This is a genomic window from Ornithinicoccus halotolerans (assembly GCF_009602535.1).
In the GTDB taxonomy this organism is placed as follows: domain Bacteria; phylum Actinomycetota; class Actinomycetes; order Actinomycetales; family Dermatophilaceae; genus Ornithinicoccus; species Ornithinicoccus halotolerans.
Genome location: NZ_WIQI01000046.1, coordinates 1 through 21,634, shown reverse-complemented (window position 1 = coordinate 21,634; position 21,634 = coordinate 1). Strand labels below are relative to the sequence as shown.

Annotated in this window: 23 protein-coding genes; 8 read left to right on the top strand and 15 right to left on the bottom strand. The window is 74.3% G+C overall.

Going from position 1 to position 21,634, the window contains the following annotated elements:
• The coding region (locus GFJ45_RS09510; RefSeq protein WP_153396536.1) for a Stk1 family PASTA domain-containing Ser/Thr kinase at positions 1-937 on the top strand (937 nt) is incomplete at its 5' end.
• Between the two features lie 22 nt (positions 938-959).
• A complete protein-coding gene (locus GFJ45_RS09505) occupies positions 960-2,732 on the top strand; it encodes an SLC13 family permease (protein ID WP_153396534.1) in 1,773 nt (590 codons plus the stop codon).
• 33 nt (positions 2,733-2,765) lie between these two features.
• On the opposite strand, the gene GFJ45_RS09500 is transcribed toward GFJ45_RS09505, so the two are convergent.
• From GFJ45_RS09500 to GFJ45_RS09490, 3 genes are read right to left on the bottom strand one after another with little or no spacing between them, the layout of a single operon-like run.
• The gene (locus GFJ45_RS09500; RefSeq protein ID WP_153396532.1) at positions 2,766-3,815 is read right to left on the bottom strand and encodes a threonine aldolase family protein; all 1,050 of its coding nucleotides are present in this window, start codon (positions 3,813-3,815) and stop codon (positions 2,766-2,768) included.
• Positions 3,815-5,185 (bottom strand): class II 3-deoxy-7-phosphoheptulonate synthase, encoded by a 1,371-nt coding sequence (locus GFJ45_RS09495; protein WP_153396530.1) that lies wholly within the window; start codon positions 5,183-5,185, stop codon positions 3,815-3,817. Before GFJ45_RS09495 ends, GFJ45_RS09500 begins: the two co-directional genes overlap by 1 nt.
• A 55-nt stretch (positions 5,186-5,240) precedes the next feature.
• The gene (locus tag GFJ45_RS09490) at positions 5,241-6,134 is read right to left on the bottom strand and encodes a lysophospholipid acyltransferase family protein (protein WP_153396528.1); all 894 of its coding nucleotides are present in this window, start codon (positions 6,132-6,134) and stop codon (positions 5,241-5,243) included.
• A 150-nt stretch (positions 6,135-6,284) separates the two neighbouring features.
• Here GFJ45_RS09490 and GFJ45_RS09485 point away from each other — a divergent pair, with 150 nt between their 5' ends.
• Both GFJ45_RS09485 and GFJ45_RS09480 read left to right on the top strand, forming a co-directional pair.
• Entirely contained in the window at positions 6,285-7,061 is a 777-nt protein-coding gene (locus GFJ45_RS09485; protein ID WP_153396544.1) for an alpha/beta hydrolase, read from the top strand.
• The gene (locus GFJ45_RS09480) at positions 7,058-7,648 is read left to right on the top strand and encodes a hypothetical protein (RefSeq protein ID WP_153396526.1); all 591 of its coding nucleotides are present in this window, start codon (positions 7,058-7,060) and stop codon (positions 7,646-7,648) included. Before GFJ45_RS09485 ends, GFJ45_RS09480 begins: the two co-directional genes overlap by 4 nt.
• Positions 7,649-7,711: 63 nt before the next feature.
• Here GFJ45_RS09480 and GFJ45_RS09475 read toward each other — a convergent pair whose 3' ends face one another.
• Both GFJ45_RS09475 and GFJ45_RS09470 read right to left on the bottom strand, forming a co-directional pair.
• Positions 7,712-8,374 carry a CDP-alcohol phosphatidyltransferase family protein gene (locus GFJ45_RS09475; protein WP_228386783.1) on the bottom strand — a complete coding sequence of 221 codons (663 nt, stop codon included), beginning with the start codon at positions 8,372-8,374 and terminating at the stop codon, positions 7,712-7,714.
• A complete protein-coding gene (locus GFJ45_RS09470; RefSeq protein ID WP_194288604.1) occupies positions 8,371-9,033 on the bottom strand; it encodes a DedA family protein in 663 nt (220 codons plus the stop codon). The genes GFJ45_RS09475 and GFJ45_RS09470 overlap by 4 nt, the downstream gene beginning before the upstream one ends.
• A 79-nt stretch (positions 9,034-9,112) precedes the next feature.
• Between GFJ45_RS09470 and GFJ45_RS09465 the strand changes: the two genes are divergently transcribed.
• Together GFJ45_RS09465 and GFJ45_RS09460 are read left to right on the top strand one after the other, a co-directional pair.
• Entirely contained in the window at positions 9,113-10,543 is a 1,431-nt protein-coding gene (locus GFJ45_RS09465) for a sensor histidine kinase (RefSeq protein WP_194288603.1), read from the top strand.
• Positions 10,540-11,247: a response regulator gene (locus GFJ45_RS09460; protein WP_153396520.1), complete on the top strand. Its 708-nt coding sequence runs from the start codon at positions 10,540-10,542 to the stop codon at positions 11,245-11,247. The genes GFJ45_RS09465 and GFJ45_RS09460 overlap by 4 nt, the downstream gene beginning before the upstream one ends.
• Before the next feature lie 28 nt (positions 11,248-11,275).
• On the opposite strand, the gene GFJ45_RS09455 is transcribed toward GFJ45_RS09460, so the two are convergent.
• From GFJ45_RS09455 to GFJ45_RS09420, 8 genes are all read right to left on the bottom strand, one after another.
• Positions 11,276-12,190 carry a cation diffusion facilitator family transporter gene (locus GFJ45_RS09455; protein ID WP_153396518.1) on the bottom strand — a complete coding sequence of 305 codons (915 nt, stop codon included), beginning with the start codon at positions 12,188-12,190 and terminating at the stop codon, positions 11,276-11,278.
• A 31-nt stretch (positions 12,191-12,221) separates the two neighbouring features.
• Positions 12,222-12,914 (bottom strand): cation diffusion facilitator family transporter, encoded by a 693-nt coding sequence (locus tag GFJ45_RS09450; RefSeq protein WP_228386781.1) that lies wholly within the window; start codon positions 12,912-12,914, stop codon positions 12,222-12,224.
• Positions 12,911-13,297 carry an ArsR/SmtB family transcription factor gene (locus GFJ45_RS09445; protein ID WP_228386779.1) on the bottom strand — a complete coding sequence of 129 codons (387 nt, stop codon included), beginning with the start codon at positions 13,295-13,297 and terminating at the stop codon, positions 12,911-12,913. The genes GFJ45_RS09450 and GFJ45_RS09445 overlap by 4 nt, the downstream gene beginning before the upstream one ends.
• A gap of 73 nt (positions 13,298-13,370) precedes the next feature.
• Positions 13,371-14,105, bottom strand: a complete 735-nt coding sequence (locus tag GFJ45_RS09440) for an endonuclease/exonuclease/phosphatase family protein (protein ID WP_194288602.1) — start codon at positions 14,103-14,105, stop codon at positions 13,371-13,373.
• Positions 14,098-15,111, bottom strand: a complete 1,014-nt coding sequence (locus GFJ45_RS09435; protein WP_153396514.1) for an ROK family glucokinase — start codon at positions 15,109-15,111, stop codon at positions 14,098-14,100. The genes GFJ45_RS09440 and GFJ45_RS09435 overlap by 8 nt, the downstream gene beginning before the upstream one ends.
• Positions 15,108-16,097, bottom strand: coding sequence for an ROK family glucokinase (locus GFJ45_RS09430; protein ID WP_153396512.1), 990 nt, complete (start codon positions 16,095-16,097; stop codon positions 15,108-15,110). The genes GFJ45_RS09435 and GFJ45_RS09430 overlap by 4 nt, the downstream gene beginning before the upstream one ends.
• Positions 16,094-16,507 carry a hypothetical protein gene (locus GFJ45_RS09425; RefSeq protein ID WP_153396510.1) on the bottom strand — a complete coding sequence of 138 codons (414 nt, stop codon included), beginning with the start codon at positions 16,505-16,507 and terminating at the stop codon, positions 16,094-16,096. Before GFJ45_RS09425 ends, GFJ45_RS09430 begins: the two co-directional genes overlap by 4 nt.
• Positions 16,500-16,949, bottom strand: a complete 450-nt coding sequence (locus tag GFJ45_RS09420; protein ID WP_153396508.1) for an SRPBCC family protein — start codon at positions 16,947-16,949, stop codon at positions 16,500-16,502. Before GFJ45_RS09420 ends, GFJ45_RS09425 begins: the two co-directional genes overlap by 8 nt.
• Before the next feature lie 169 nt (positions 16,950-17,118).
• Between GFJ45_RS09420 and GFJ45_RS09415 the strand changes: the two genes are divergently transcribed.
• Positions 17,119-18,939, top strand: coding sequence for an AMP-dependent synthetase/ligase (locus GFJ45_RS09415; RefSeq protein ID WP_153396506.1), 1,821 nt, complete (start codon positions 17,119-17,121; stop codon positions 18,937-18,939).
• Positions 18,940-18,964: 25 nt separating this feature from the next.
• On the opposite strand, the gene GFJ45_RS09410 is transcribed toward GFJ45_RS09415, so the two are convergent.
• Both GFJ45_RS09410 and GFJ45_RS09405 read right to left on the bottom strand, forming a co-directional pair.
• Positions 18,965-19,831, bottom strand: a complete 867-nt coding sequence (locus GFJ45_RS09410; RefSeq protein WP_153396504.1) for a hypothetical protein — start codon at positions 19,829-19,831, stop codon at positions 18,965-18,967.
• Between the two features lie 22 nt (positions 19,832-19,853).
• The gene (locus tag GFJ45_RS09405; RefSeq protein WP_153396502.1) at positions 19,854-20,123 is read right to left on the bottom strand and encodes a hypothetical protein; all 270 of its coding nucleotides are present in this window, start codon (positions 20,121-20,123) and stop codon (positions 19,854-19,856) included.
• A gap of 185 nt (positions 20,124-20,308) precedes the next feature.
• On the opposite strand from GFJ45_RS09405, the gene GFJ45_RS09400 reads away from it, so the two are divergent.
• Positions 20,309-21,634, top strand: a 1,326-nt coding sequence (locus GFJ45_RS09400; RefSeq protein WP_153396500.1) for a DEDD exonuclease domain-containing protein, incomplete at its 3' end; no start/stop codon positions are given.

Below are 21,634 nucleotides of genomic sequence, written 5' to 3'. Positions count from 1 at the left end.
CCAGCAGCCGGTGCCCGCCGCGGCGGCCGGACCACCCCGGCGCCGGCGCCGGGTGCTGCCCTGGCTGCTGGCGGTCCTGCTGTTGCTCGTCGCCGCCGGTGGGGCGGGCGCGGCCTGGTACTGGACCGAGGGGCCCGGGGTGCACTCGGCGATGCCGCAGGTGGTCGGCCTGCCCGAGGACCAGGCGCGCCAGCAGCTCAGCACCCACCGACTGGCTCCCGTCGTGGAGCAGGACTACTCCGAGACGGTGCCGGCCGGAGAGGTGATCGAGTCCTCCGCCGAACCGGGCACCGAGCTGCGCCACGGCACCGAGGTGCAGCTCGTGGTCTCCCGCGGACCGGAGCGGTACGACGTGCCCGACCTGACCGGGCGCACCACCGAGGAGGCACGCGCCCTGCTGGAGGAGCAGCACCTCGCCCTCGGCGACACCGCGAGCACGTGGCACGAGGAGGTCCCGGAGGGCCAGGTGCTCAGCCTCACCCCCGAGGCCGGCGCGTCGGTCAAGCCCGGCACGGAGGTCGACGTCGTCCTCAGCGCCGGCCCGGAGCCGATCGACGTCCCCCAGGTGGTCGGCCAGCCCGCGGAGCAGGCCCGGCAGGCGCTGACCGACGCCGGGTTCACCGTCGAGGTCGAGCAGGAGCGGGTCTTCCACGACGAGGTGCCCGAGGGCGCGGTCACCGCCCAGTCCCCCGAGGGCGGCACCGGTCACCGCGGCGACCCGGTCACGCTGACGCTGTCCAAGGGGCCGGAGACCGTCGAGGTGCCGCGGGTGATCGGGATGCAGTGGCAGCGGGCCAAGCAGACGCTGGAGGAGCTGGGGCTCACCGCCGAGCGCGAGGACCTGGCCGGGGGCTACTTCAACACCGTGCGCTTCCAGAGCGTCGACCCCGGCGAGCGGCTGCCCAAGGGCGAGACCGTGACCCTCACCGTCCTCTAACCCTGCCCGAGGAGCGAGCCCTGTGACCCTCGACGCCTGGCTGACCCTGGCCGTCATCGTCGCCGTGCTGGCGACCCTGGTGCGCGGTCGGGTCTCCCCCGCCGTGGTGGTGTTCGGCGGGGCGGTCGCGCTGCTGGTACTCGGCGTGGTGGGGCCGGAGGAGGCCTTCTCCGGTTTCTCCAACCCGGCGCCGATCACCGTCGCCGCCCTCTACGTGCTGGCCGCCGGGATCGAGAAGACCGGGGCGCTGACGCCCGTCATGCAGAGCACGCTCGGTGAGCGGGGCTGGTACCGGCGCCCGCTGCTGCGGACGTTGCTGCCGACCGCCGGGGCCTCGGCGTTCCTCAACAACACGCCGATCGTGGCGATGCTCATCCCGCAGGTCACCGCGTGGGCGCAGCGCCGGGGGGTGGCCGTCTCCAAGCTGCTCATGCCGGTCTCCTACGCCGCCGTCCTGGGCGGCCTGCTCACCGTCATCGGCACCTCCACCAACTTGGTGGTCTCCGGGCAGATGGGAGAGCTGGGGCTGCAGGAGCTCGGCTTCTTCGAGATCGGGAAGGTCGGGCTGCCGATCGCCGTGCTCGGCCTGCTCGCGCTCGTCGTGCTCGCCCCCCGGCTGCTGCCGGTGCGGCGCTCGGCCCGCCGGGAGATGGAGCAGGAGGGCCGCCGGTTCACGGTCGAGATGCTGGTCCAGCCGGGCGGGCCGGTCGACGGCAAGACGGTCGAGGAGGCCCGGCTGCGCAACCGGCCCTCCGGGCTGTTCCTGGCCTCGGTGGACCGCGGCGACACCACGATCGCGCCGGTGCGGCCGGAGACGGTGCTGCGCGGCGGCAACCGGCTGCACTTCGTCGGGCCGGTCGCGGACGTGGTCGACCTGCAGGACGTGCCGGGGCTGCGCTCGGCGGAGCTGGAGCACGTGCTGGACCTCGCCGACCCGTCGGTGCGCTACTTCGAGGCGGTCGTCGGGTCCCGCTCGCCGCTGGTGGGCACCACCCTGAAGGACGTCGGCTTCCGCTCCACCTACCAGGCGGCCGTGCTCGGGATCCACCGCTCCGGCCAGCTGCTGGAAGGTCGGCTGGGCACCGAGGAGATCCGGGTGGGCGACACCCTGATCCTGGTCTCCGACCCCGGCTTCCGGGAGCGCTGGCGGGACCGGGCCGACTTCCTGCTGGTGGCCGGGCTGGACGGCACCCCGCCCGTGGCCAGCAGCCGGGCCTGGATCCCGGTCACCATCCTGCTCAGCGTGGTGCTGCTCGCGGCGACCGGGCTGTTCCCCATCCTGCAGGGCGCCCTCGTCGGGGCGATCGCGCTGGTGGCCACCCGGGTGCTCACCCCGCTCCAGGCGCGCCGGGCCATCGACGTGGAGGTGATCGTGGTCATCGCCTCGGCCTTCGGGCTCGCCGCGGCGATGCAGACCTCGGGCCTGGCCGAGACCGTCGCGTCCGGGCTGGTGGGGATGTTCGGCACGCTGGGCCCGTGGGGGGTGTTGCTCGGGCTGGTGCTGACCACGATCCTGCTGACGGAGATGGTCACCAACAACGCCGCCGCGCTGCTGATGCTGCCGATCAGCGTCTCGGCCGCGACCGCCAGCGGGCTGGACCCGCGCGGCGCCGCCATCGCGGTGGCGGTCGCCGCCTCGGCCTCGTTCCTGACCCCCATCGGGTACCAGACCAACACCATGGTCTACGGGCCCGGCGGCTACCGGTTCACCGACTACGCCCGGCTGGGGTGGGTGCTCACCCTGATCGTGGTCGTCGTGACCGTCACGCTGGTGCCGCTGCTGTGGCCCTCGTAGCGGCCCGGCCGCCTGGTGAGGCCCGGCGCCCGGTCAGGCCGGCGGGCCCTCGGCCACGAGCGCGGCCAGCACGGCCGCCGCATGGTCGGTCATCTCCTCGGTGACGTCCAGGTGCCACACGAACCGGGCGTGCCGGGCGTCGGTGGGATAGCCCAGCACCCCGCGCTCGGCCGCCGCCGCCACGAAGTCCGGGGCGTCCCACCCGGCCGAGGCGACGTCGACCACCAGGATGTTGGTGTGCACCCGCGCCGGGTCGACCGCCTCCGGGCGGGCCGCCGCGACCGCCTCGGCAGCCCGCGCGGTGCGGGCGTGGTCCTCGGCCAGCCGCGGCAGCTGGCGGGACAGCGCGTAGCGGCCGGCCTCGGCCAGGATCCCGACCTGGCGCATCCCGCCGCCGAACCGCTTGCGCCACACCCGCGCCTCGGCGATCACGTCGGCGGGTCCGGCCAGCAGCGAGCCGACCGGCGCGCCCAACCCCTTGCTCAGGCACACCGAGACGGTGTCGGCGCACCCGCCGTAGTCGGCCAGCGGCACGCCGGTGGCCACGTGGGCGTTCCACAGCCGCGCGCCGTCCAGGTGGACCCGCACCCCTGCGGCGCGGGTGGCCTCCCGCAGCTCGCGCATCGCCTCGATCGGCTGCACGGTGCCGCCGCCGAAGTTGTGGGTGTTCTCCACCACGACGCACGCGGTGCTGACCTGGTAGGGGCCCGCGGCCGGCGCCATCAGCGCCAGCGGGACCGCCGGGTCGAGCAGGCCACGCGGCGCGCGCCAGGTGCGGGAGGTGATGCCTGAGAGCACCGCGGCCGCGCCCATCTCGGCGCGCATCACGTGGGCCAGCTCGTCCCCGATGATCTCCTGACCGGGCGCGGCGTGGGCGCGCACGCCCAGCTGGTTGGCCATCGAGCCGGTGGGCGTGAACAGGGCCGCCTCGTGGCCGAGCAGCTCGGCGACCTCCCGCTCCAGCGTCAGGACGGTGGGGTCCTCCCCGTAGACGTCGTCACCGACGGCCGCGTCGACCATGGCACGGCGCATCGCCTCGGTCGGCCGGGTGAGGGTGTCCGACCGCAGGTCCGCCGTGGGCATCAGCGGACGCCCTGCTCCAGCATCTCGGCGACCAGGAAGGCCAGCTCCAGGCTCTGCTGGTGGTTCAGCCGCGGGTCCACCAGCGTCTCGTAGCGCAGCGCCAGGTCGTCCTCGTCGATGGCCTTCGAGCCGCCGATGCACTCGGTGACGTCGTTGCCGGTCAGCTCCACGTGGATGCCGCCGGGCCAGGTGCCGACCTCGCGGTGGGCCGCGAAGAACCCGCGCACCTCCTCCACCACGTCGTCGAAGCGGCGGGTCTTGTAGCCGCTGGGGCTGGTGAAGGTGTTGCCGTGCATCGGGTCGCAGACCCAGGTCACCGCCCCGGCCTCGTCCTGGACCGACTCCAGCAGCGCCGGCAGCACGTCCCGGACCCGGTCGGCCCCCATCCGGGTGATGAAGGTCAGCCGGCCCGGCTCGCGGTGCGGGTCCAGCTTGTCGATGATGCCCAGCACGTCGTCGCGGGTGGCGGTCGGGCCCAGCTTGACCCCGACCGGGTTGTGCACCCGGGACACGAAGTCGACGTGGGCGCCGTCCAGCTCCCGGGTCCGCTCCCCCACCCACAGGAAGTGGCCGGAGGTGCTGTAGGGCCGCCCGGTGCGGGAGTCGCGGCGGGTCATCGCCCGCTCGTAGTCGAGCACCAGCGCCTCGTGGGCGGAGAAGAACTCCACCCGGCGCAGCTCCTCGGCGTCGGCCACCCCGGAGGCGGTGAGGAACCGCACCGCCCGGTCGATCTCGGTGGCCATCTGCTCGTAGCGGGCCTGCGCCGGGCCGGACAGGAAGCCCTTGTTCCACATGTGGACGCTGCGCAGGTCGGCGAAGCCGCCCTCGGTGAAGGCACGCACCAGGTTCAACGTGGCCGCGCTGGCGTGGTAGGCGCGCAGCAGCCGCTCCGGCTCGTGCCGACGGGCCTCCTCGGTGAACTCGAACCCGTTCACCATGTCGCCCCGGTAGGCCGGCAGCGTCTGCCCGTCGCGGGTCTCCCAGTCCGAGGAGCGCGGCTTGGCGAACTGCCCGGCCATCCGGCCCATCTTCACCACCGGCATCCCGGCGCCGTAGGTCAGCACCACGGCCATCTGCAGGATGGTCTTGATCCGGTCGCGGATGTTGGGCCCGGTGACCCCGGACAGGGTCTCGGCGCAGTCCCCGCCCTGCAGCACGAACGCCTCGCCGCGCGCCGCGGCACCCAGCCGGGTGCGCAGCGCGTCGCACTCGCCGGCGAAGACGAGCGGCGGATAGTGAGCGAGCGTGGCCAGCGTCTCGGCCAGCGCGGCCGCGTCCGGCCAGCTGGGCTGCTGCTTGGCCGGCAGGTCCGGCCAGTCGATGGGGTGCTGCGTCGGCACACCGGTCACGTCGGTACTCACCCGGTCCATGGTAAAGGTGACCTGCGCGCTTCCCGGACGCGGCCAGCGAGGCCGCTACCGGCGGTCAGCGGGAGTCCTCCGGCCGGTCGGCCTCGGTGTCGTCCTCGCCGTGCTCGTCCTCGCCGCGCTGGGCCAGCCGCCGGCCCGCGTGGGAGACCTGGTCGCGGGCGTGGTCCACCTGTTCGCGCACCTGCACCCGGGCCTGCCCCACCTGCTCACGGACCTGCACCCGGGCCTGGTCGACGTGCTCGCGGACGTGCTCCGCGGTGGCGCGGGCGCGGGCGGCCAGCCGGTCCTTGATCGTCGAGGCGTACTCATCGACGTACTCCTGCCCGGACAGCCGCATCAGCTCGTACATGACCTCGTCGGTGATCGCCCGCAGCACGTAGCGGTCGTCCTGCATGCCCTCGTACCGGGAGAAGTCCAGCGGCTTGCCGATGCGGATGCCGACCTGGTGCAGGCGGGGGATCGTCTGCCCGGTCGGCTGCGCCTTGTCGGTGTCGATCATGGCGACCGGGATCACCGGCACGCCGGCCTCCAGCGCCATCCGGGCCACCCCCGTCTTGCCCTTGTAGAGGCGGCCGTCCGGAGAGCGGGTGCCCTCCGGGTAGATGCCGAACAGCTCCCCGCGCTCCAGCACCCGCATCCCCTGCTGCAGGGCGGCCATGCTGGCCTGGCCGCCGGAGCGGTCGATCGGGATCTGCCCGACCCCGGTGAAGAACGCCTTGACCAGCTTGCCCTTGATCCCGCGGCCGGTGAAGTACTCCATCTTGGCGGGGAAGGTCATCCGACGCGGCACCACCAGCGGCAGGAAGATCGAGTCGGAGAACGAGAGGTGGTTGCTGGCGAAGATCGCCGCCCCGTCCTCGGGGATGTTCTCGGCACCCTCGACCCAGGGCCGGAAGGCCAGCCGGACGATCGGCCCGACCAGGACCTGCTTGAGCAGCCAGTAGATCACCCGGCGCCCTCCTCTCGCGCTGCCGCCGTCGGCCCGGCGCGGGACGCCGGTGAGGAGCTCGGTTTCGGCACCGCCGCGGTGCCCTGCGCCCTCGCCCGGCAGAGTACGGCATCCCTCGTCGCACGTGACAGGATCGAGGGTGTGCACACCATGCCGGGCGCCGCGCCGCTGAGCACCGAGGGCCACGGCCCGCGGGCAGCGAGCGGCGTGCTGCTGGTGCACGGCCTGACCGCGACGCCGCAGATGGTGCGGCCGGTGGCCGAGCCCCTCGCCGAGTCCGGCTACGCGGTGCGCGCGCCGCTGCTGCCCGGGCACGGCACCCGGTGGGAGGACCTGAACCGCACCCGGTACGAGCACTGGTACGACGCCGTGGAGTCGGCTGCCGAGGAGCTGGCCGCGGGGCCGGAGGGCTCGACCGGCGCCCGGCGGCGGGTGGTGGTCTTCGGGGTGAGCCTCGGCGGAGCACTGGTGGCGGACCTGGCCGGGCGCCGCCCCGACCTGGTCACCGGGCTGGTGCTGGTCAACCCCGCGCTCGCGGCGCGGGACCCGCGACTGCGGCTGCTTCCGCTGCTCCGGCACCTGCTGCCCTCGCTGCCCGGCCTGGCCGACGACATCCGGCGCGCCGGACCACCGCGGGAGCTGGCCTACGACCGCACGCCGGTGCGGGCGCTGCACAGCTTCGTGGGGCACTGGCCGCGGCTGCTGGAGTCGTTGCCGCGGGTGCGCCAGCCGGTGCTGCTGGCCCGCTCCGCACACGACCGGGTGGTGCCGCGGCTGAGCTCGGAGGTGCTGCTGCGCGAGATCGGCAGCCCCGACGTCCGCGAGCTGTGGCTGCCGGAGTCGGGGCACGTGGCCACCCTCGACCACGACGCCGACCTGCTGCTGCGGACCACCCGCGACTTCGTCGAGGAGCTGGTGCCGACGTGAGCGGGCACGAGGACGACCGGGCGGAGGTGGACCGCCGGTTCGCCGAGATCGTCAAGCAGCTGCAGGACGAGGCCTCCGGCCAGCGGGAACCCGAGCACCCGGCCACGCCGGAGCCGCCCGCTGCCCGTCCGGACGGGCCAGTGGAGCCGGACGACCCGGGCGACCTCGACGACCACGAGGGCTCGGACGGCTCCGACGACCCAAACGACCACGAGGACTCGAACAGCCTCGACGACCCGGACGCGGAGGCGGCCGCAGGGCGGGCCAGCACCTCGAGCGAACCGACGGCGCCGCCCTCTCCCGCGTCGCCGCCGGCATGGCGCAGCTGGGAGGACCCGGACGAGGAGGAGCACTACGTGCCGCCCCCGCCCCCGCCGCTACCGGCCGGGGACCTGCACCTGTGGGGGATCGTCGTGGGGCTGCTGGGTGGGCCCCTCGTGCTGGTGCTCGCGCACGTGCTGGGGGTCCTGGACCGTCCGTTCTGGACGTGGCTCGGACTGGGGCTCGGGCTCGGCGGGTTCTGGCTGCTGTGGCTGCGGCTGCCGACCCAGCGCGACGACGGCCCGCACGGCGGGGCTCAGGTCTAGCACAGCTGCCGCGACCGTTGTCGTGCTCACCCCAGCGGGGACAGCGGTTCGTCGCCAGGACCGTCACCCGCCGGTTCGAGCCGCAGCTCCCCGGCCGGCGCTAGCCGCCGCCAGCGCTGCTCCCCCGCCCCGTGCACGTCGTGCGTAGCCGATCCCCGCGGCCGCGTGCAGCACCACCCCCACGGTGAGCACTGTGCGACCTGCCCCGGTGACGGCTGGCTGGAGCAGGACCCCTGCCAGGACGAGGGACAACCCGCCGAACAGGACCGCGGTGCGCAGCTTCCCGAGCGAGCTGACGGACACGTCGCCACGGCCTGCGGACGGTCCGGCAAGCAGGGTTACGGCCCCATCCGTGAGGGCGATCACCCCCGCGACCCACCAGGGAACCTCCCCGATGACGCCGAGGCACAGGCACACCGCGAGGATGCCTAGCCGGTCGGCGACCGGGTCGAGGACCTCTCCGATGCGGGTGCGCTGCCCCAGCCGCCGGGCGAGGAGTCCGTCGACCCAGTCGCTGCCTGCCCACAGGACCGCGCTGAGGAGGACCGGTGCAGGCGCCCGGCCCAAGGTGCGATCCGCGCACAGCAGGTGGCTGCAGAGTGGGATCGTGAGGGCCACGCGGCCGATCGTGACCGCGTTCGGCCAGGTGAGCCACCAGCGCGTGCGGCGCCGCAGCCGACGCCACTCGGCAGTGGCTCGGGGCTCCCCGCCTGCGGGCCTGCTCACCTGCTCCACCCGGCGGACTCGGCCGGACGCGGTGACAGCAACCGTCTGGACGTCCAGATCGCGGTCACCAGTATCGCGAGCGCTCCGCCGACCATCAGCAGGTGCGCCGGTGCCATGGTGAGTACCAGCGTGCCGACCGTGGCACCGCCGCCGACCCACAGCGCCGACCAGAGCAGGGCGGCCAGACCGTTGGCTACCGCGTAGCGCCCGTAGCTCATGCCGAGCGCCCCGGCAGCGACCGCGAGCAGCGTGCGCACCCCGGGGAGCAGGCGGCCGAGGATGAGTGTCAGGGTCCCGTATCGCTCGACCAGTCCGGTGGCGCGCCTCCAGCGGTCCGGCCCCGCCTTCCGCACCACGACGCTGGTGGCCAGCGCGGGCCCGGTCAGGCGCCCGATGAGGTATCCGACGTGGTCCCCCAGGAAGGCGGCGGCCGCGACAGCCATCCAGGCCGGCCACAGCACCGGTTGCTCCCTGAGCATGCTGGCGCCAACGGCAACGAGGGCCTCGCCCGGAAGCACGGCGCCGAGGCCCAGCGCCGATTCAGCCAGCGCCGCGGCCGCCATCATGAGCACCACGAGCGATGACTGGTCGGCGAGTGTGTCGAAGACGTCGAGAAGCTGGGGGAACATGCCGGCGACGCTAGGAGTGGGGAGCAGCACCGCATCAGACCCGAATGGCCGCTCCGGACCTCACTTTGGTGAGTACGTGGCCGCGGCCAACGAAGCTACGCTCGCAGCGATGACGAAGGGCCGGCTGCCGACGGGCGCGATGTGGTGGAGCGCAGTCCCGGTGGTGCTCGCCGGCATCCTGGGCGTGGCCATCGGGTGGTCACCGGCGCCGGGTTGGCTACCGAGCCTGGTCGTGGTCGTCGCGGTCGTCGTCGGCGTGCTGCGTCCCGCGGGCACGCCGGTCTGGGCCTCGGCGCTGACCGTCCTGCTGTTCTCTGCCACGGCCGTCGGAACAGCCACGGGTGAGCACCGCCTGGAGTCGGCGGCCCTGTCGGTCCCGGCAGCGCTGGTCCATGCTGCGGCCGTAGCCCTGCCGGTGGGCCTTGTCGAGCTGGCCCGGCGTCGACGGCGGCATCGCGAGCAGGGCTGGGCGCTTGCCCGAGCACTGGCTCGTGAGGAGCGGGCCCGAACTGAGTCCGCGCTGGCCAAGGAGCGGGCGGCGATGGCCGGGGAGATTCACGACCACCTGGGTCACCGGCTGACCCTGGTGACCGTCCAGCTGGGGAAGCTGAGCCTTGCTCCGGAGCTGCCCCCGGAGAGCCGCGCAGCGGTCGAGGAGGCCCGTCGCGGCGTGGCCGAGGCCGCTGCGGAGCTCGGTACGACCGTGCAGCTGCTCAAGGCCGGCGGTCAACGGACACTGGCGCCAGCCGACCGGCCGCTGGCCGACATCGCCGACACCGCTCGGTCGGCGGGCCTGGTGGTCGACAGCTACCTCCCTGCGGTCCTGGACCGGGAGCTCGCCTCCCACGCGCACGCTGCTCTGGCGCGGGTCCTGTCCGAAGCCCTGACGAACGCCGCCAAGCACGCCCCAGGACAAGCCGTCCGCATCGACGGCGGTGTCGTTGACGGCATGGCGGTGCTCACCGTCACCAACGCCCGCGGCCGCAGTTCCGACGACGCGGCTGGCTCCTCCGGCCACGGCCTGCCGTCGCTGCGCCACCGGTTGGCTTTGCTCGGTGGGATGCTGGAGGTCGAGTACGGCGAGGACCACGTGCTGCGCGCCGCCGTACCGATCGATGCCGTCCCCGAAGGCGAGACCGGGGACGGGGCCGAGCAGGTCACCAGCTCTGAACGCGCCGCCGATGAGGAAGCTCGGAAGGCCGGCCGTCTGACCTGGGCGGTGCCGGCCGTTCTCGCCGCCAGCGCCATGCTCATCACCGTCGTGGCCTACCTCTATCTCACGGTGAGCTCGGACCTTCCGCCGGAGCAGTTCGCTCGGATCGAGGTGGGCATGTCGCGTGACGAGGCAGCGAGCCTGCTACCGGCGGTCGAGATGATCGAGGCGCCGCGTCAGGCCCTCCCCGAACCCGACCGCGCCAGCTGCCGGTACCACGAGGAGTCGATCAGCCTGTTCGCACGCGAGGACGTCTTCCGCATCTGCTTCGTCGACGGCGTCGTCGTCAGTACCGACACCATCTCCGCGCCCGAAGGAGCACCGTGACTGCGTCGCCTGGTCAGCAGGTCGCGCCCGGCAACCCGGCCCGCCTCCTCATCGCGGACGACGATGCGCTCGTGCGGGCTGGACTGGTCTCGATCCTGAGCAGCGACCCGAGCCTGCGGGTGGCGGCCGAGGCCGGGGACGGGCACCAGGCCCTCGCGGTGGCTCGGAGCCACCGGCTCGACCTGGCCCTCCTCGACATTCGAATGCCGCGACTGGATGGCCTGCGCACTCTCGAGCAGCTGGGCCGGCAGCTGCCGCAGCTCCCGGTGGCCATGCTGACCACCTTCGCTGACGAGGACTACATCGCCGAAGCTGCCGGCCTCGGGGCCATGGGCTTCCTGCTGAAGTCCGATGCGCCCCGTGACCTGATCACGGCCGCACGGGCGATAGCCGCCGGCGGAGCCGCGTTCTCCCCTCGCGTCGCCCGGTGGCTGGTCAGAGCGGAGGCAGCGGCACGGCTGAACCGGAGCCGCACCGCCCGCGAGGCGGTAGCCGACCTCGCCCCGCGGCACCGCCAGATCCTCGCAGTGCTCGCCACGGGCGCCTCCAACGCCGAGATCGCCCGCGCACTCCATCTCTCGGAAGGGACCGTCAAGCAGTACCTCAAGAGCCTCTTTGACCGGCTGAACGTGACCAACCGGGTCCAGGCCGCCATCCTCGCCCATGAGGCAGGGCTCACTGACCAGACCCGCACCAGTCCATGAACGCGGGCCCCCGCTGCGCTGCTCCCAGCTAGTCGTGCCCGGGCTGCTCGTGGTCGGCGTGGGCACTGGGCTCGAGCTGGAAGGTGGAGTGCTCGACGCTGACGTCGAAGTGGTCGGCGACGCAAGCCTGGAGGTGGTCGAGCACCCGCGGGGCGTGGCCGTCGTGGAAGCAGGAGTCGTCCAGGACCACGTGCGCCGAGAGGACCGGGAGCCCGGTGGCGATCTGGGAGGCGTGCAGGTCGTGCACGTCACGGACGTGCGGCAGGGACAGGATGTGCCGGCGCACGTCCGCCAGGTCCAGCCCCTCCGGCGTCGCCTCGAGCAGCACGTTGCCGGCCTGGCGCAGGATGATCACGGCGCGGGGGGCGATCAGCAGCGCGATGAGCATGCCCGCCACGGCGTCGGCCCGGGTCCACCCGGTGGCCGCGATGACGCCCGCGCTGACGATGACCGCGACCGACCCGAGCGCGTCGTTGAGGACCTCCAGGAACGCGGCCCGCAGGTTGAGGTTGGCGCCCCGGCCGGCGCTGAGCACCACAAGCGCGGCGAGGTTGCCGACCAGGCCGACGATCCCGAACGCGAGCAACCCGCTCGCGTGCACCTCCGGGGGGACCAGCAGCCGCTGCACACCCTCGACAAAGGCGTAGATCCCCACCCCGAGCAGGACAGTGGCCTGGGCACCGGCCGCCAGGACCTCGGCGCGGCGCCAGCCCCAGGTGCGGCGGGCGGTGGCCGGCCGCAGCATGAGGGTCGCGGCCAGCAACGCCATCAGCAGCCCGCCGGCGTCGGTGACCATGTGCCCGGCGTCCACGAGCAGGGCCAGGCTGCCGGTCAGGGCCGCGCCCACCACCGTGGTGACCAGCACGGCCACGGTGATCCCGAACGCGGCCGCGAGGCGGCCCCGGTGGGTCCGGTGGTTGCCAGGGGCCTGCTGCCCGCTCACGACGCGGGGACCAGGACGAGCGCTGCCGCCGTCACCGGGGCTGCTCCTCCCGGGTGCTGCACGCGGCCGGTGATGCCGTGGCCTGCGCGGTCGGCGCGCAGCAGCCGTCGGGGTCCCCCCGCCACGCCTCGACGCCCTCCCGGGCGGCCACCGCGGCGATGACCAGCCCGGCGACCGGGTCCGCCCAGGCCCAGCCCAGCGTCGCGTTGAGGACCAGGCCGACCAGCAGCACCGCAGACAGGTAGGTGCACAGCAGCGTCTGGGTGGAGTCAGCGACCACCGCGTTGGAGCCCAGCGCCTTCCCGGTGCGCCGCTGCGCCCAGGACAGGAACGGCATCACCAGCAGCGAGGCGACCGCGAGCCCCATCCCGACCGGGGACGCCTCCGGCTCGCTGCCGACGATCAGCGCCCGGGCGGACTCGAACGCGACGTATCCGGCCAGCGCGAAGAAGGCCAGGGCCATCAACCGCAGCGCCTGCCGCTCCCGGGTCTCCGGCATCCGGTGGCGGAACTGCCAGAGGATGATCAGCCCGCTGGAGACCTCGACCGCCGAGTCCAGCCCGAAGCCGATCAGGGCGACCGAGCCGGCCACGACGCCGGCAGTGATCGCGACCACCGCCTCGAGCAGGTTGTAGGCCACCGATGCCCCGGCCAGCAGCTGCGCCCGGCGTCCCAGCCGCGAGCGGTCCTGGGCGGCCAGCTTGCTCTGCACGGGCGCGGTCACTGGCCGTCCTCCTCCGTGGCCCGGAGGCCATAGGTCGGGCAGAGCGCGACGGCGTCACCGGTCAGCCCGAGCAGCCTCTCGGCGGCGGACAGCAGCTCCAGCGTGCTCTCGGGATGGGCCAGCGAGTACAGCGAGGCGCGTCCCTGGCTGCGTACCTGCACGATGCCGCAGTCGAGCAGGCAGGCCAGGTGCTTGCTCACCGTGGACTGCGCCAGCCCCAGGTGGCCGGTGAGGTCGACGACCCGGTGCTCACCCGCAAGCAGGTGCTGCACGATCGCGAGCCGTGACCGGTCGCTGAACCCGTGGAACAGCGAGGCCGCCACCGCGAGCGCGGCCGCCTCCGGCGGGGTCGTGGCATCACCCGCAGCCTGTGTCATCGCCATGCAGCGATGTTGTCACCTGCTCCGCCGCCGTGGCAAGCCGGATGCCACCAGCTGGGTGACCCGTGGTCGGCGCTCAGAGCTCGACGTCGACCCAGACCGGCCAGTGGTCCGAGGCGGCGCGCACCCGCCGCGGGTCGAGGGCCGCCCGGTCACCGGGGCGCACGCGCAGGTCCCGGCTTCCGAAGAGGGCGTCGATCGCCCGGTGCGGGTGGTGGGCGGGGAACGTGCCTTCCGGGGCGCTCACCTGCGGCAGCCGCGCGGCGAGCGCCTGCCAGGCGGGGCCCTGCTCGTCCTCGTTCAGGTCACCGCCGAGGACGACGGGGACCCCCGCGGCGGCCGGTCCCGACTCGACCGCCGCCAGGACGCGGCGCACGTGGTCCACCCGCTGCCCGCTCTGGAGCGGCAGGTGCAGTGAGCCGACCGCCAGTCGGCCACCGCCGGGCCGGGTGACCACCGAGGCGCTCCAGCTGCGCGGGTTCTCGGCGAACCCGACCGGAAGGCCATGGTCGACGGTGTCGGCGGCGATGACCCGCATGCTCGTCAGCATGGACGTCCCGGCGAGCCGGTGGGTGCGCCCGGACCAGTGCAGGTCGCAGCGGCGCGCCAGGTCGGTGACCCGGTAGCCCGACAGCGGGTGTCGCGGGATCTCCTGCAGCAGCAGCACGTCGGGGTCGATCGCGCGCACCACGTCCACGACGGCCGCGGTGTCGTCGCGCAGCCCGCGCAGGTTGTAGCTCGCCACCCGCACCGTGCCGGGCCGGCCGGACCGCTCGGCTCCGCCGCTACCGCTGCTCGCTGCCTCAGTCACTGCCGTCCTCCCGGTCCGCCATGGTCTCCTCCCGCGCCAGCCCCGCGGCACCGATCAGCCCCGCGTCGGTCCCGAGGTCGGTGGCGGTGATCGGCGCCAGCGGCCGGTGGCCGCGCCCGGTCAGCTGCCGCGCGAACGCCTCGCGCGTGGGGCGCAGCAGCAGCTCACCAGACTGGCTGACGCCCCCGCCGACCAGGATCCGGCCCGGGTCCAGAGCCGCGGCGAGGTTGGCCAGGCCCACCCCGAGCCACCGGCCGACGTCACCGATCAGGTCCAGCGCCGCCCCGTCGCCGTCCCGGGCCGCGGCGGTCACGTGGTGACCCTCCACCCGTCCCGGGTCACCCTCGCTCCACCGTGCCAGCCCGGCCGCGTAGGGGCTCCCGGCCAGCAGCATCTCCCGCGCCTCCCGCTGCAGCGCCTTGCCGGAGGCGTACTGCTCCCAGCAGCCCCGGTTGCCGCACTCGCAGCGGTGACCTTCGGGCACCACCTGCATGTGGCCGAACTCCCCTGCCAGGCCCCACCGGCCGCGCTCGACCTCGCCGTCCAGCAGCAGCGCCCCGCCGATGCCGGTGCCCAGGGTGACCAGCAGCAGCCGCGGCTCCCCCTGGCCGGCGCCGTACCGGTGCTCGGCCCAGCCGGCGGCGTTGGCGTCGTTGTCGACCACGACCGGCACGCCCAGCCGGCCCGCGAGCGCGTCGCGGAGCGGTTCGTCACGCCAGGCCAGGTGCGGGGCGAAGACGACGGTGGCCCGGTCGGAGGAGACAAACCCGGCCGCCCCGATGCCGACCGCCGGGTAGGCCCGCTCCCCCGCCGCGTCCAGCAGCTCCTGGACGGCGTCAGCGATCGCGTCCTCCACGGCTCGGGGCGCCAGTGTCCGCCCCGGGGTGTCCCGCCGAGTGCGCCGCACGACGGCCCCCTGCTCGTCGACCAGGCCTGCGGCGATCTTGGTGCCGCCGATGTCGACCCCGACGGTGAGCGAGCCGGCGCCGGGTCCCCCGCCGGTCACCGGCCGGCCGCGTCGGACCTGGCCCCGCGGCGGTGGGTGACCAGGTCGGCGGCCCCGATCATGCCGGCGTCGTTACCCAGCTCGGCCGGCACGAGCGCCCCGAACGGGCGGTGTCCCCGGCCGGTGACCTGCCGGGCGTAGGCGGCCCGGGCCGGTCCCAGCACCAGGTCACCGGCGGCGCTCACGCCGCCCCCGACGACGACCAGGGCGGGGTCCAGCACCGCGACCAGGCTGGCGATGCCGTCGCCCAGCCAGTGCCCCAGGTCCTCGAGCAGCTCGGTCGCAGCCCGGTCGCCGTCCCGCGCGGCCTCGGTGACCTGCTGCCCGGTGAGTGCCTCGGCGTCACCGCCGCAGCGCTCGGCCAGGTCGGCGGCGTGCGGGCTCCCGGCCCGCACCAGCTCCCGGGCCTCCCGCTCCAGCGCTGACCCGGAGGCGTACTGCTCCCAGCAGCCGCGGTTGCCGCAGCCGCAGCGGTGCCCCTCGGGCACCACCCGCAGGTGGCCGACCTCGGCGGCCGCGCCGTGGGCGCCGCGGACCACCTGCTCGCGGGAGATGATCCCGCCGCCGACGCCGGTGCCGACGGTGAGCAGCAGCATGTCGTCGACGTCACGGGCCGCACCGAACCGGAACTCGCCCCAGGCGGCGGCGTTGGCGTCGTTCTCGAGCAGCACCGGCAGGCCGATCCGGCGCTCCAGCCGCTCCTGCAGCGGCTCGTCGCGCCAGGCCAGGTTCGGGGCGAACAGCACGGTGGAGCCGGCGGCGTCCACGAACCCGGCGCACGCCACCCCGACCGCGCCGATCTCCTCCTGCTGCTCGCCGGCACGCTCGGACAGCTCGGTGACCATGTCCGCGACCGCCTCGGCGATCGCCTCCGGGTCCTGGGCCGGGGTCTCCCGTCGCGCCCGGTACCGGATGGCACCGTCGCCGTCCACGCTGCTTGCGGCGATCTTCGTGCCGCCGATGTCCACCCCGACGCTGAGGCTCACGGCTGCCCCCCAGGCTGCTCGACGCCGTCGGTCTCGGGCGGGTGCTCGCTGCTACCGGCTCCGGGCCGGTGGCCGGCGTCCTGCTGCGGGTCCCCGGCGCCCTGGGACCGGGCGTAGGCCCGCAGGCTGTCCGCGGCCGAGCCCAGCAGGTCGGCCACCCCGAGCAGGGTGTCGGCACCGACCGGCCCGAGGGCGGCCTTGGCGCGGCACCAGGGGCAGCCGGTGCAGGTGGCCTCGGGTCCCTTCTCGTGACCGGCGGGCTCGGCGTCGGCGGTCGCGGCCCACGCGCCCGCGGACTGCCCGTCCTGGGCCTGCCACCAGTCCGCCGCTGCCCGGACCAGCCGGTGGGCCTCCTCCTCGACCGAGCCGTGACCGGCCCGTGGGGGCTCGTGCTGCGGTTGCTCAGCCATCGGTCTCCACCCTCCGGCGCAGGTTGGTCAACGCGGTGTCGATGATCATCCGCTCGGCCCGGCGCTTGACCATGCCGAGCATGGGCACCACGACGTCGACCGTCAGCTCGTAGGTGACCTGGGTCTGCCCCTCGTCGGCCGACAGGGTGTAGCTGCCGGTCATCTCCTTGAGGGTGCGGGCCTCGACGAGCTCCCAGGAGACGACGCCGGTGCCCTCCTCGGTGACGTCCCAGTCGTAGTCGAGCACGTAGCTGTCCTTGACCACCCCCGCGTCGAGGCGGAACCGGACCCGGTCGGGCCAGCCGTCACCCTCGGTGGAGAGCACCTCGACCTCACGGACCTCGCTGGCCCACTGCGGGTACTGCTCGACGTCGGCGATCACGGCCAGGACCGCCCCGGGCGCGGCGGCCACGGTGACGCAGGAGGTGGTGCGCTCGGCCATGGAGGCAACCTACCTGCGTCGACGTGGCCAGCCCAGCCGGGCGAGACCATGCTCGGGGGTGATGTGCCAGCGAGCACCTCACGGTGCCGCACACCTCCGGCGAGGTGAGCACGGTGCCGCGCTGACTACAGTGGCGAACTGAACCCCGTCCCCGTTGGAGGCCCTGCCCGTGCCGGAGATCGCCGTGCCCCCGCTCGTGCCAGCGACACCCCAGGGCAGCCTGGCCGACCTGCCCCGAGGGTGGGCCCGGCGGGATCCCGGCCGAGCCCTCTACGCGGTGCCGGAAGGCCCCACCTGGCGGGACGTGTCGGCCAGCGAGTTCGACCAGCAGGTGCGGGCGCTGGCCCGCGGCCTGGTTGCCGCCGGCATCGAGCCCGGCGACCGGGTGGCGCTGATGAGCCGGACCCGGTACGAGTGGACCCTGGTCGACTTCGCGTTGTGGACCGCCGGGGCGGTGCCGGTGCCGGTCTACGAGACGTCGGCGCCGGGGCAGGCGGCCTGGATCATGGCCGACTCCGGGGTCGTGGCAGCGGTCGTCGAGACCACCGAGCACCTGGCGACGGTCACCGGCGTGCGGGAACAGGTCCCGACGCTGCGGGACGTCTGGGCGATCGAGGCCGGGGCCCTGGACGAGCTGGTCACCGCGGGGGCCGAGGTGAGCGAGGCACAGCTGGACCAGCGGGTGGCCGGTCAGGACCGGCAGGCGCTGGCGACCATCATCTACACCTCCGGCACGACCGGGCAGCCCAAGGGCTGCGAGCTCACGCACGGCAACTTCCTGGCGCTGGCCGAGAACGCCGCGGTGCGGCTGGAGGAGGTCATCGCCCGGCCCGGCTCGCAGACGCTGTTGTTCCTGCCGCTCGCGCACGTGTTCGCGCGGTTCATCCAGGTGGTCGTCCTGCAGGCCGGGGCGCGGCTGGGACACTGCCCGGACACCACCCGGCTGCTGGAGGACCTGGGCACCTTCCGGCCCACCTTCGTGCTCGCCGTCCCCCGGGTGTTCGAGAAGATCTACAACGGAGCCGAGCAGCGGGCCGAGGCCGCCGGCCGGGGCCGGGTGTTCCGGCGCGCCACCCAGGTCGCGGAGCGGTGGAGCCGCGCCCAGGCCACCGGCGGTGCCGGGCTGCGGCTGCGGGCCGAGCGGGCTGTCCTGGACCGGCTGGTCTACCGCCGGCTGCGGGCCGCGATGGGCGGCCGGGTCTCCTACGTGATCTCCGGTGGCGCCGCCCTCGGGGAGCGGCTCGGCCACTTCTTCCGCGGCGCCGGCGTCACCGTGCTGGAGGGCTATGGGCTGACCGAGACCACCGCCCCGGCCACCGTCAACACCCCCGAGCTGATCAAGGTGGGCACCGTCGGCCGGCCACTACCGGGCGTGACGGTGCGTGTCGCCGACGACGGCGAGATCCAGGTGCGCGGCAGCAGCGTGTTCCGCGGCTACCACGGTCACACCCAGGCCACCGAGGAGGTGCTCGACGACGACGGCTGGTTCACCACCGGCGACATCGGCGAGCTCGACGGGGACGGCTTCCTGCGGATCACCGGGCGGCGCAAGGAGATCCTGGTCACCGCCGGCGGCAAGAACGTCTCCCCCGGGCCGCTGGAGGACCAGGTGCGGGCGCACGCGCTGGTCTCGCAGTGCGTCGTCGTCGGTGACGGCCGTCCGTACGTGGCCGCCCTGGTCACCCTCGACGCCGAGATGCTGCCCGCCTGGGGCGAGGCGCACGGCCTGGGTCCGCTCACCGTGCCCGAGGCGGTCGAGAACCCGGTGGTCCGGGAGGTGGTGGCCCGCGCGATCGAGCGCGCCAACGACTCGGTGAGCCGCGCCGAGTCGATCCGGCGGTTCTCCCTGCTGGGCACCGAGCTCACGGAGGAGTCCGGCCACCTCACCCCGTCGATGAAGGTGCGGCGCGAGACCGTCCTGCGCGACTTCGCCGACGAGGTGGACGGGATCTATGCCCGGGGCGGCACCCCGGTGACCGAGTCTGACTGACCCGCCGCCCCGGCACCGGCCACCCTCAGCCCACCTCGTCGGCGAGCGTCGCCAGCCACCGTCGCCACCCCGTGAGCAGCTGCCGCTCGCTCTCCTCCGTTACCGCGCGCAGCGCGGTACCCGTGGGGACGCCCCCGGCCACCTCGGACCACACCCGCAGCAGCTGCTCCTCACCGTAGGTGTCGGCGAGGTAGCGGCACGCCAGCCAGGAGAGGGCGTACCCGTGCCAACGGTCCGGGTAGCCCTCGGGGTCGGGCCAGTCACCCGGCGGCCCCACCCGGTCGACCTCCTGCAGGACGGTCCCAGCGATCTGCTGCGGCTCCCGGCCGCTGCCCCGGTGGGCGGTGTACTCAGCCAGCCCCTCGTGCAGCCACGGCGGCGCCTGCTCGGGCGAGCCGCCCTCGGGCACGACCTGCTGGACCAGGTGCGCCACCTCGTGCGTCAGGACCGCCAGCCGCCCCTCCTCGGTCAGCTGGCCCCACGCCGCCGGGTGGATCACGACACGGGCCTGTCCGGCCGGTCCGACCGTGGTCGCGGGGATGTCGGCCGCGTCCTCGGGATGGCCGGTGAGACCGGCGAACGTCTGGGCGTCCCCGGCCACGTGCACCAGCACCGGGCGGGGCACGCGGTTCGGCCCCCACACCGCCTCCACCTGGCCGACGGCCCGCTCGGCGAGCCGCGAGTAGCCGGACACCTGCTCCGGGTCCGCGTCCCCTGCCGCCAGGACCAGAACCGAGTCCGGGGGCGAAGCCTCACCCGAGACCTGCACGCTCGGCTCCGCGGGCGAGGCCGTCACCGGCTCCTCCGGGCCGGGGCCGCAGCCGGCCAGGATGACCAGGACGGCGGCGGAGAACGTGACGGCGGCGGCCCGGGGGAGCTGAGCGACGGGCACTCCTGAAGTGTAGAGGCCCCCCTCAGCCCGCGGCGTGGAGCCGGGGCAGGACCGGCTCCGGCCGGGCACGGGCCCGCCCCGCCTCCGCCTCCGTGACGAGCCCTCCCCGCAGCAGCACGCGCACCGCGGCCTCCTCGCCGGCGTCCAGCGCCAGCCCGGCACCGGCAGTCCGGTCCGGGTCCGGCGCCCGGGCGTCCTGCTCCACCCAGGCACGTCCGAGCACGGGCACGAAGCAGTCCCCGCAATGGTGGCCCCGGGCGGGACAGGTCTGGCAGTCGATCGTGAGCCTCACGGCACCTCACCTCCGTCGTTCGTCGGGTGCGACGAGCTGTCCCGCGAGACGCTAACCGCCACCTCTGACACAGGTGTTCGACGTGCCACCGGATAGCCGTCCCCCGTGACCGACCGTGGCCATCTTCGGCCCTCCGGCCTGTCGCGGCCGGGCGATGTCGGACCCTCGATCTAGCGTTCGCAGGCATGGAGGCGGTGCAGGCGACGTTCGACGACCTGGGCGTCCCCCTCGCCGAGGTGACCTTCGTCGTCGTCGACCTGGAGACCACGGGCGGCGCCCCCGGGGGCGCGGAGATCACCGAGGTCGGGGCGGTCAAGGTGCGGGGCGGTGAGGTCGTCGGTGAGTTCCAGACCCTGGTCCGGCCGCGCGCCCCGATCCCGCCGTTCATCGCGGTGCTGACCGGCATCACCGACCAGATGGTCGCCGGGGCACCGCCGGTGGAGACGGTGCTGCCGCAGTTCCTGGAGTTCGCCCACGGCGCGGTGCTGGTGGCGCACAACGCCGGGTTCGACGTCTCCTTCCTCAAGGCCGCCGCCGAGCAGACGGGGCACCGGTGGCCCGCTCCCCCGGTGCTGGACACCGTCCGGCTGGCCCGGCAGCTGGTGCACCGCGACGAGGCCCCCAACCACAAGCTGGCCAGCCTGGCCCGGGTCTTCGGGTCCGCGGTGGAGCCCAACCACCGGGCGCTGCAGGACGCTCGCGCCACGGTCGACGTGCTGCACGGGCTCATCGAGCGGGTCGGCAACCTGGGCGTGCAGACGCTGGAGGAGCTGCAGAGCTACACCAGCCGGGTCACGCCCGCCCAGCGCCGCAAGCGGTTCCTCTCCGATGCGATGCCCTCCGCCCCCGGGGTGTACGTGTTCAAGGACGGCCAGGGTCGGCCGCTCTACGTCGGGACGGCCACCGACCTCCGTCGCCGGACCCGCACCTACTTCACCGCCTCGGAGAGCCGCCGCCGGATGGCGGAGATGGTGGGCGTCGCCGAGTCGCTCACCCCGATCGTGTGCGCCACCCGGCTGGAGGCCCAGGTGCGCGAGCTGCGGCTGATCGCCGAGCACAAGCCGCGCTACAACCGCCGCTCGAGGGACCCGGAGAAGGCGCTGTGGGTCAAGCTCACGGTGGAGACCTTCCCTCGGCTCTCGATCGTGCGCGAGGTCAGGGAGGACGGCGCCCACTACGCCGGGCCGTTCGGGTCCCGCCGGGTCGCCGAGGCGGCGGTCGCCGCCGTCCACGAGGTGGTGCCGCTGCGGCAGTGCACCCGGCGGCTCGGCCGCGTCCCCAGCGGGACCGCCTGCGTGCTGGCCGAGATGGGTCGCTGCGGTGCGCCCTGCACCGGGGCACAGAGCCCGGAGGACTACGCCGACGTGGTGACCCGTGCGGCCCAGTTGCTCGCCGGGGACGGCCGGGAGGTGCTGGCCGCGCTGCGGGCCCGGCTGTCCGAGCTGGCGACGCAGGAACGGTTCGAGGACGCCCGGGCGCTGCGCGACCGGATGGTGGCGCTGGTGCGTGCC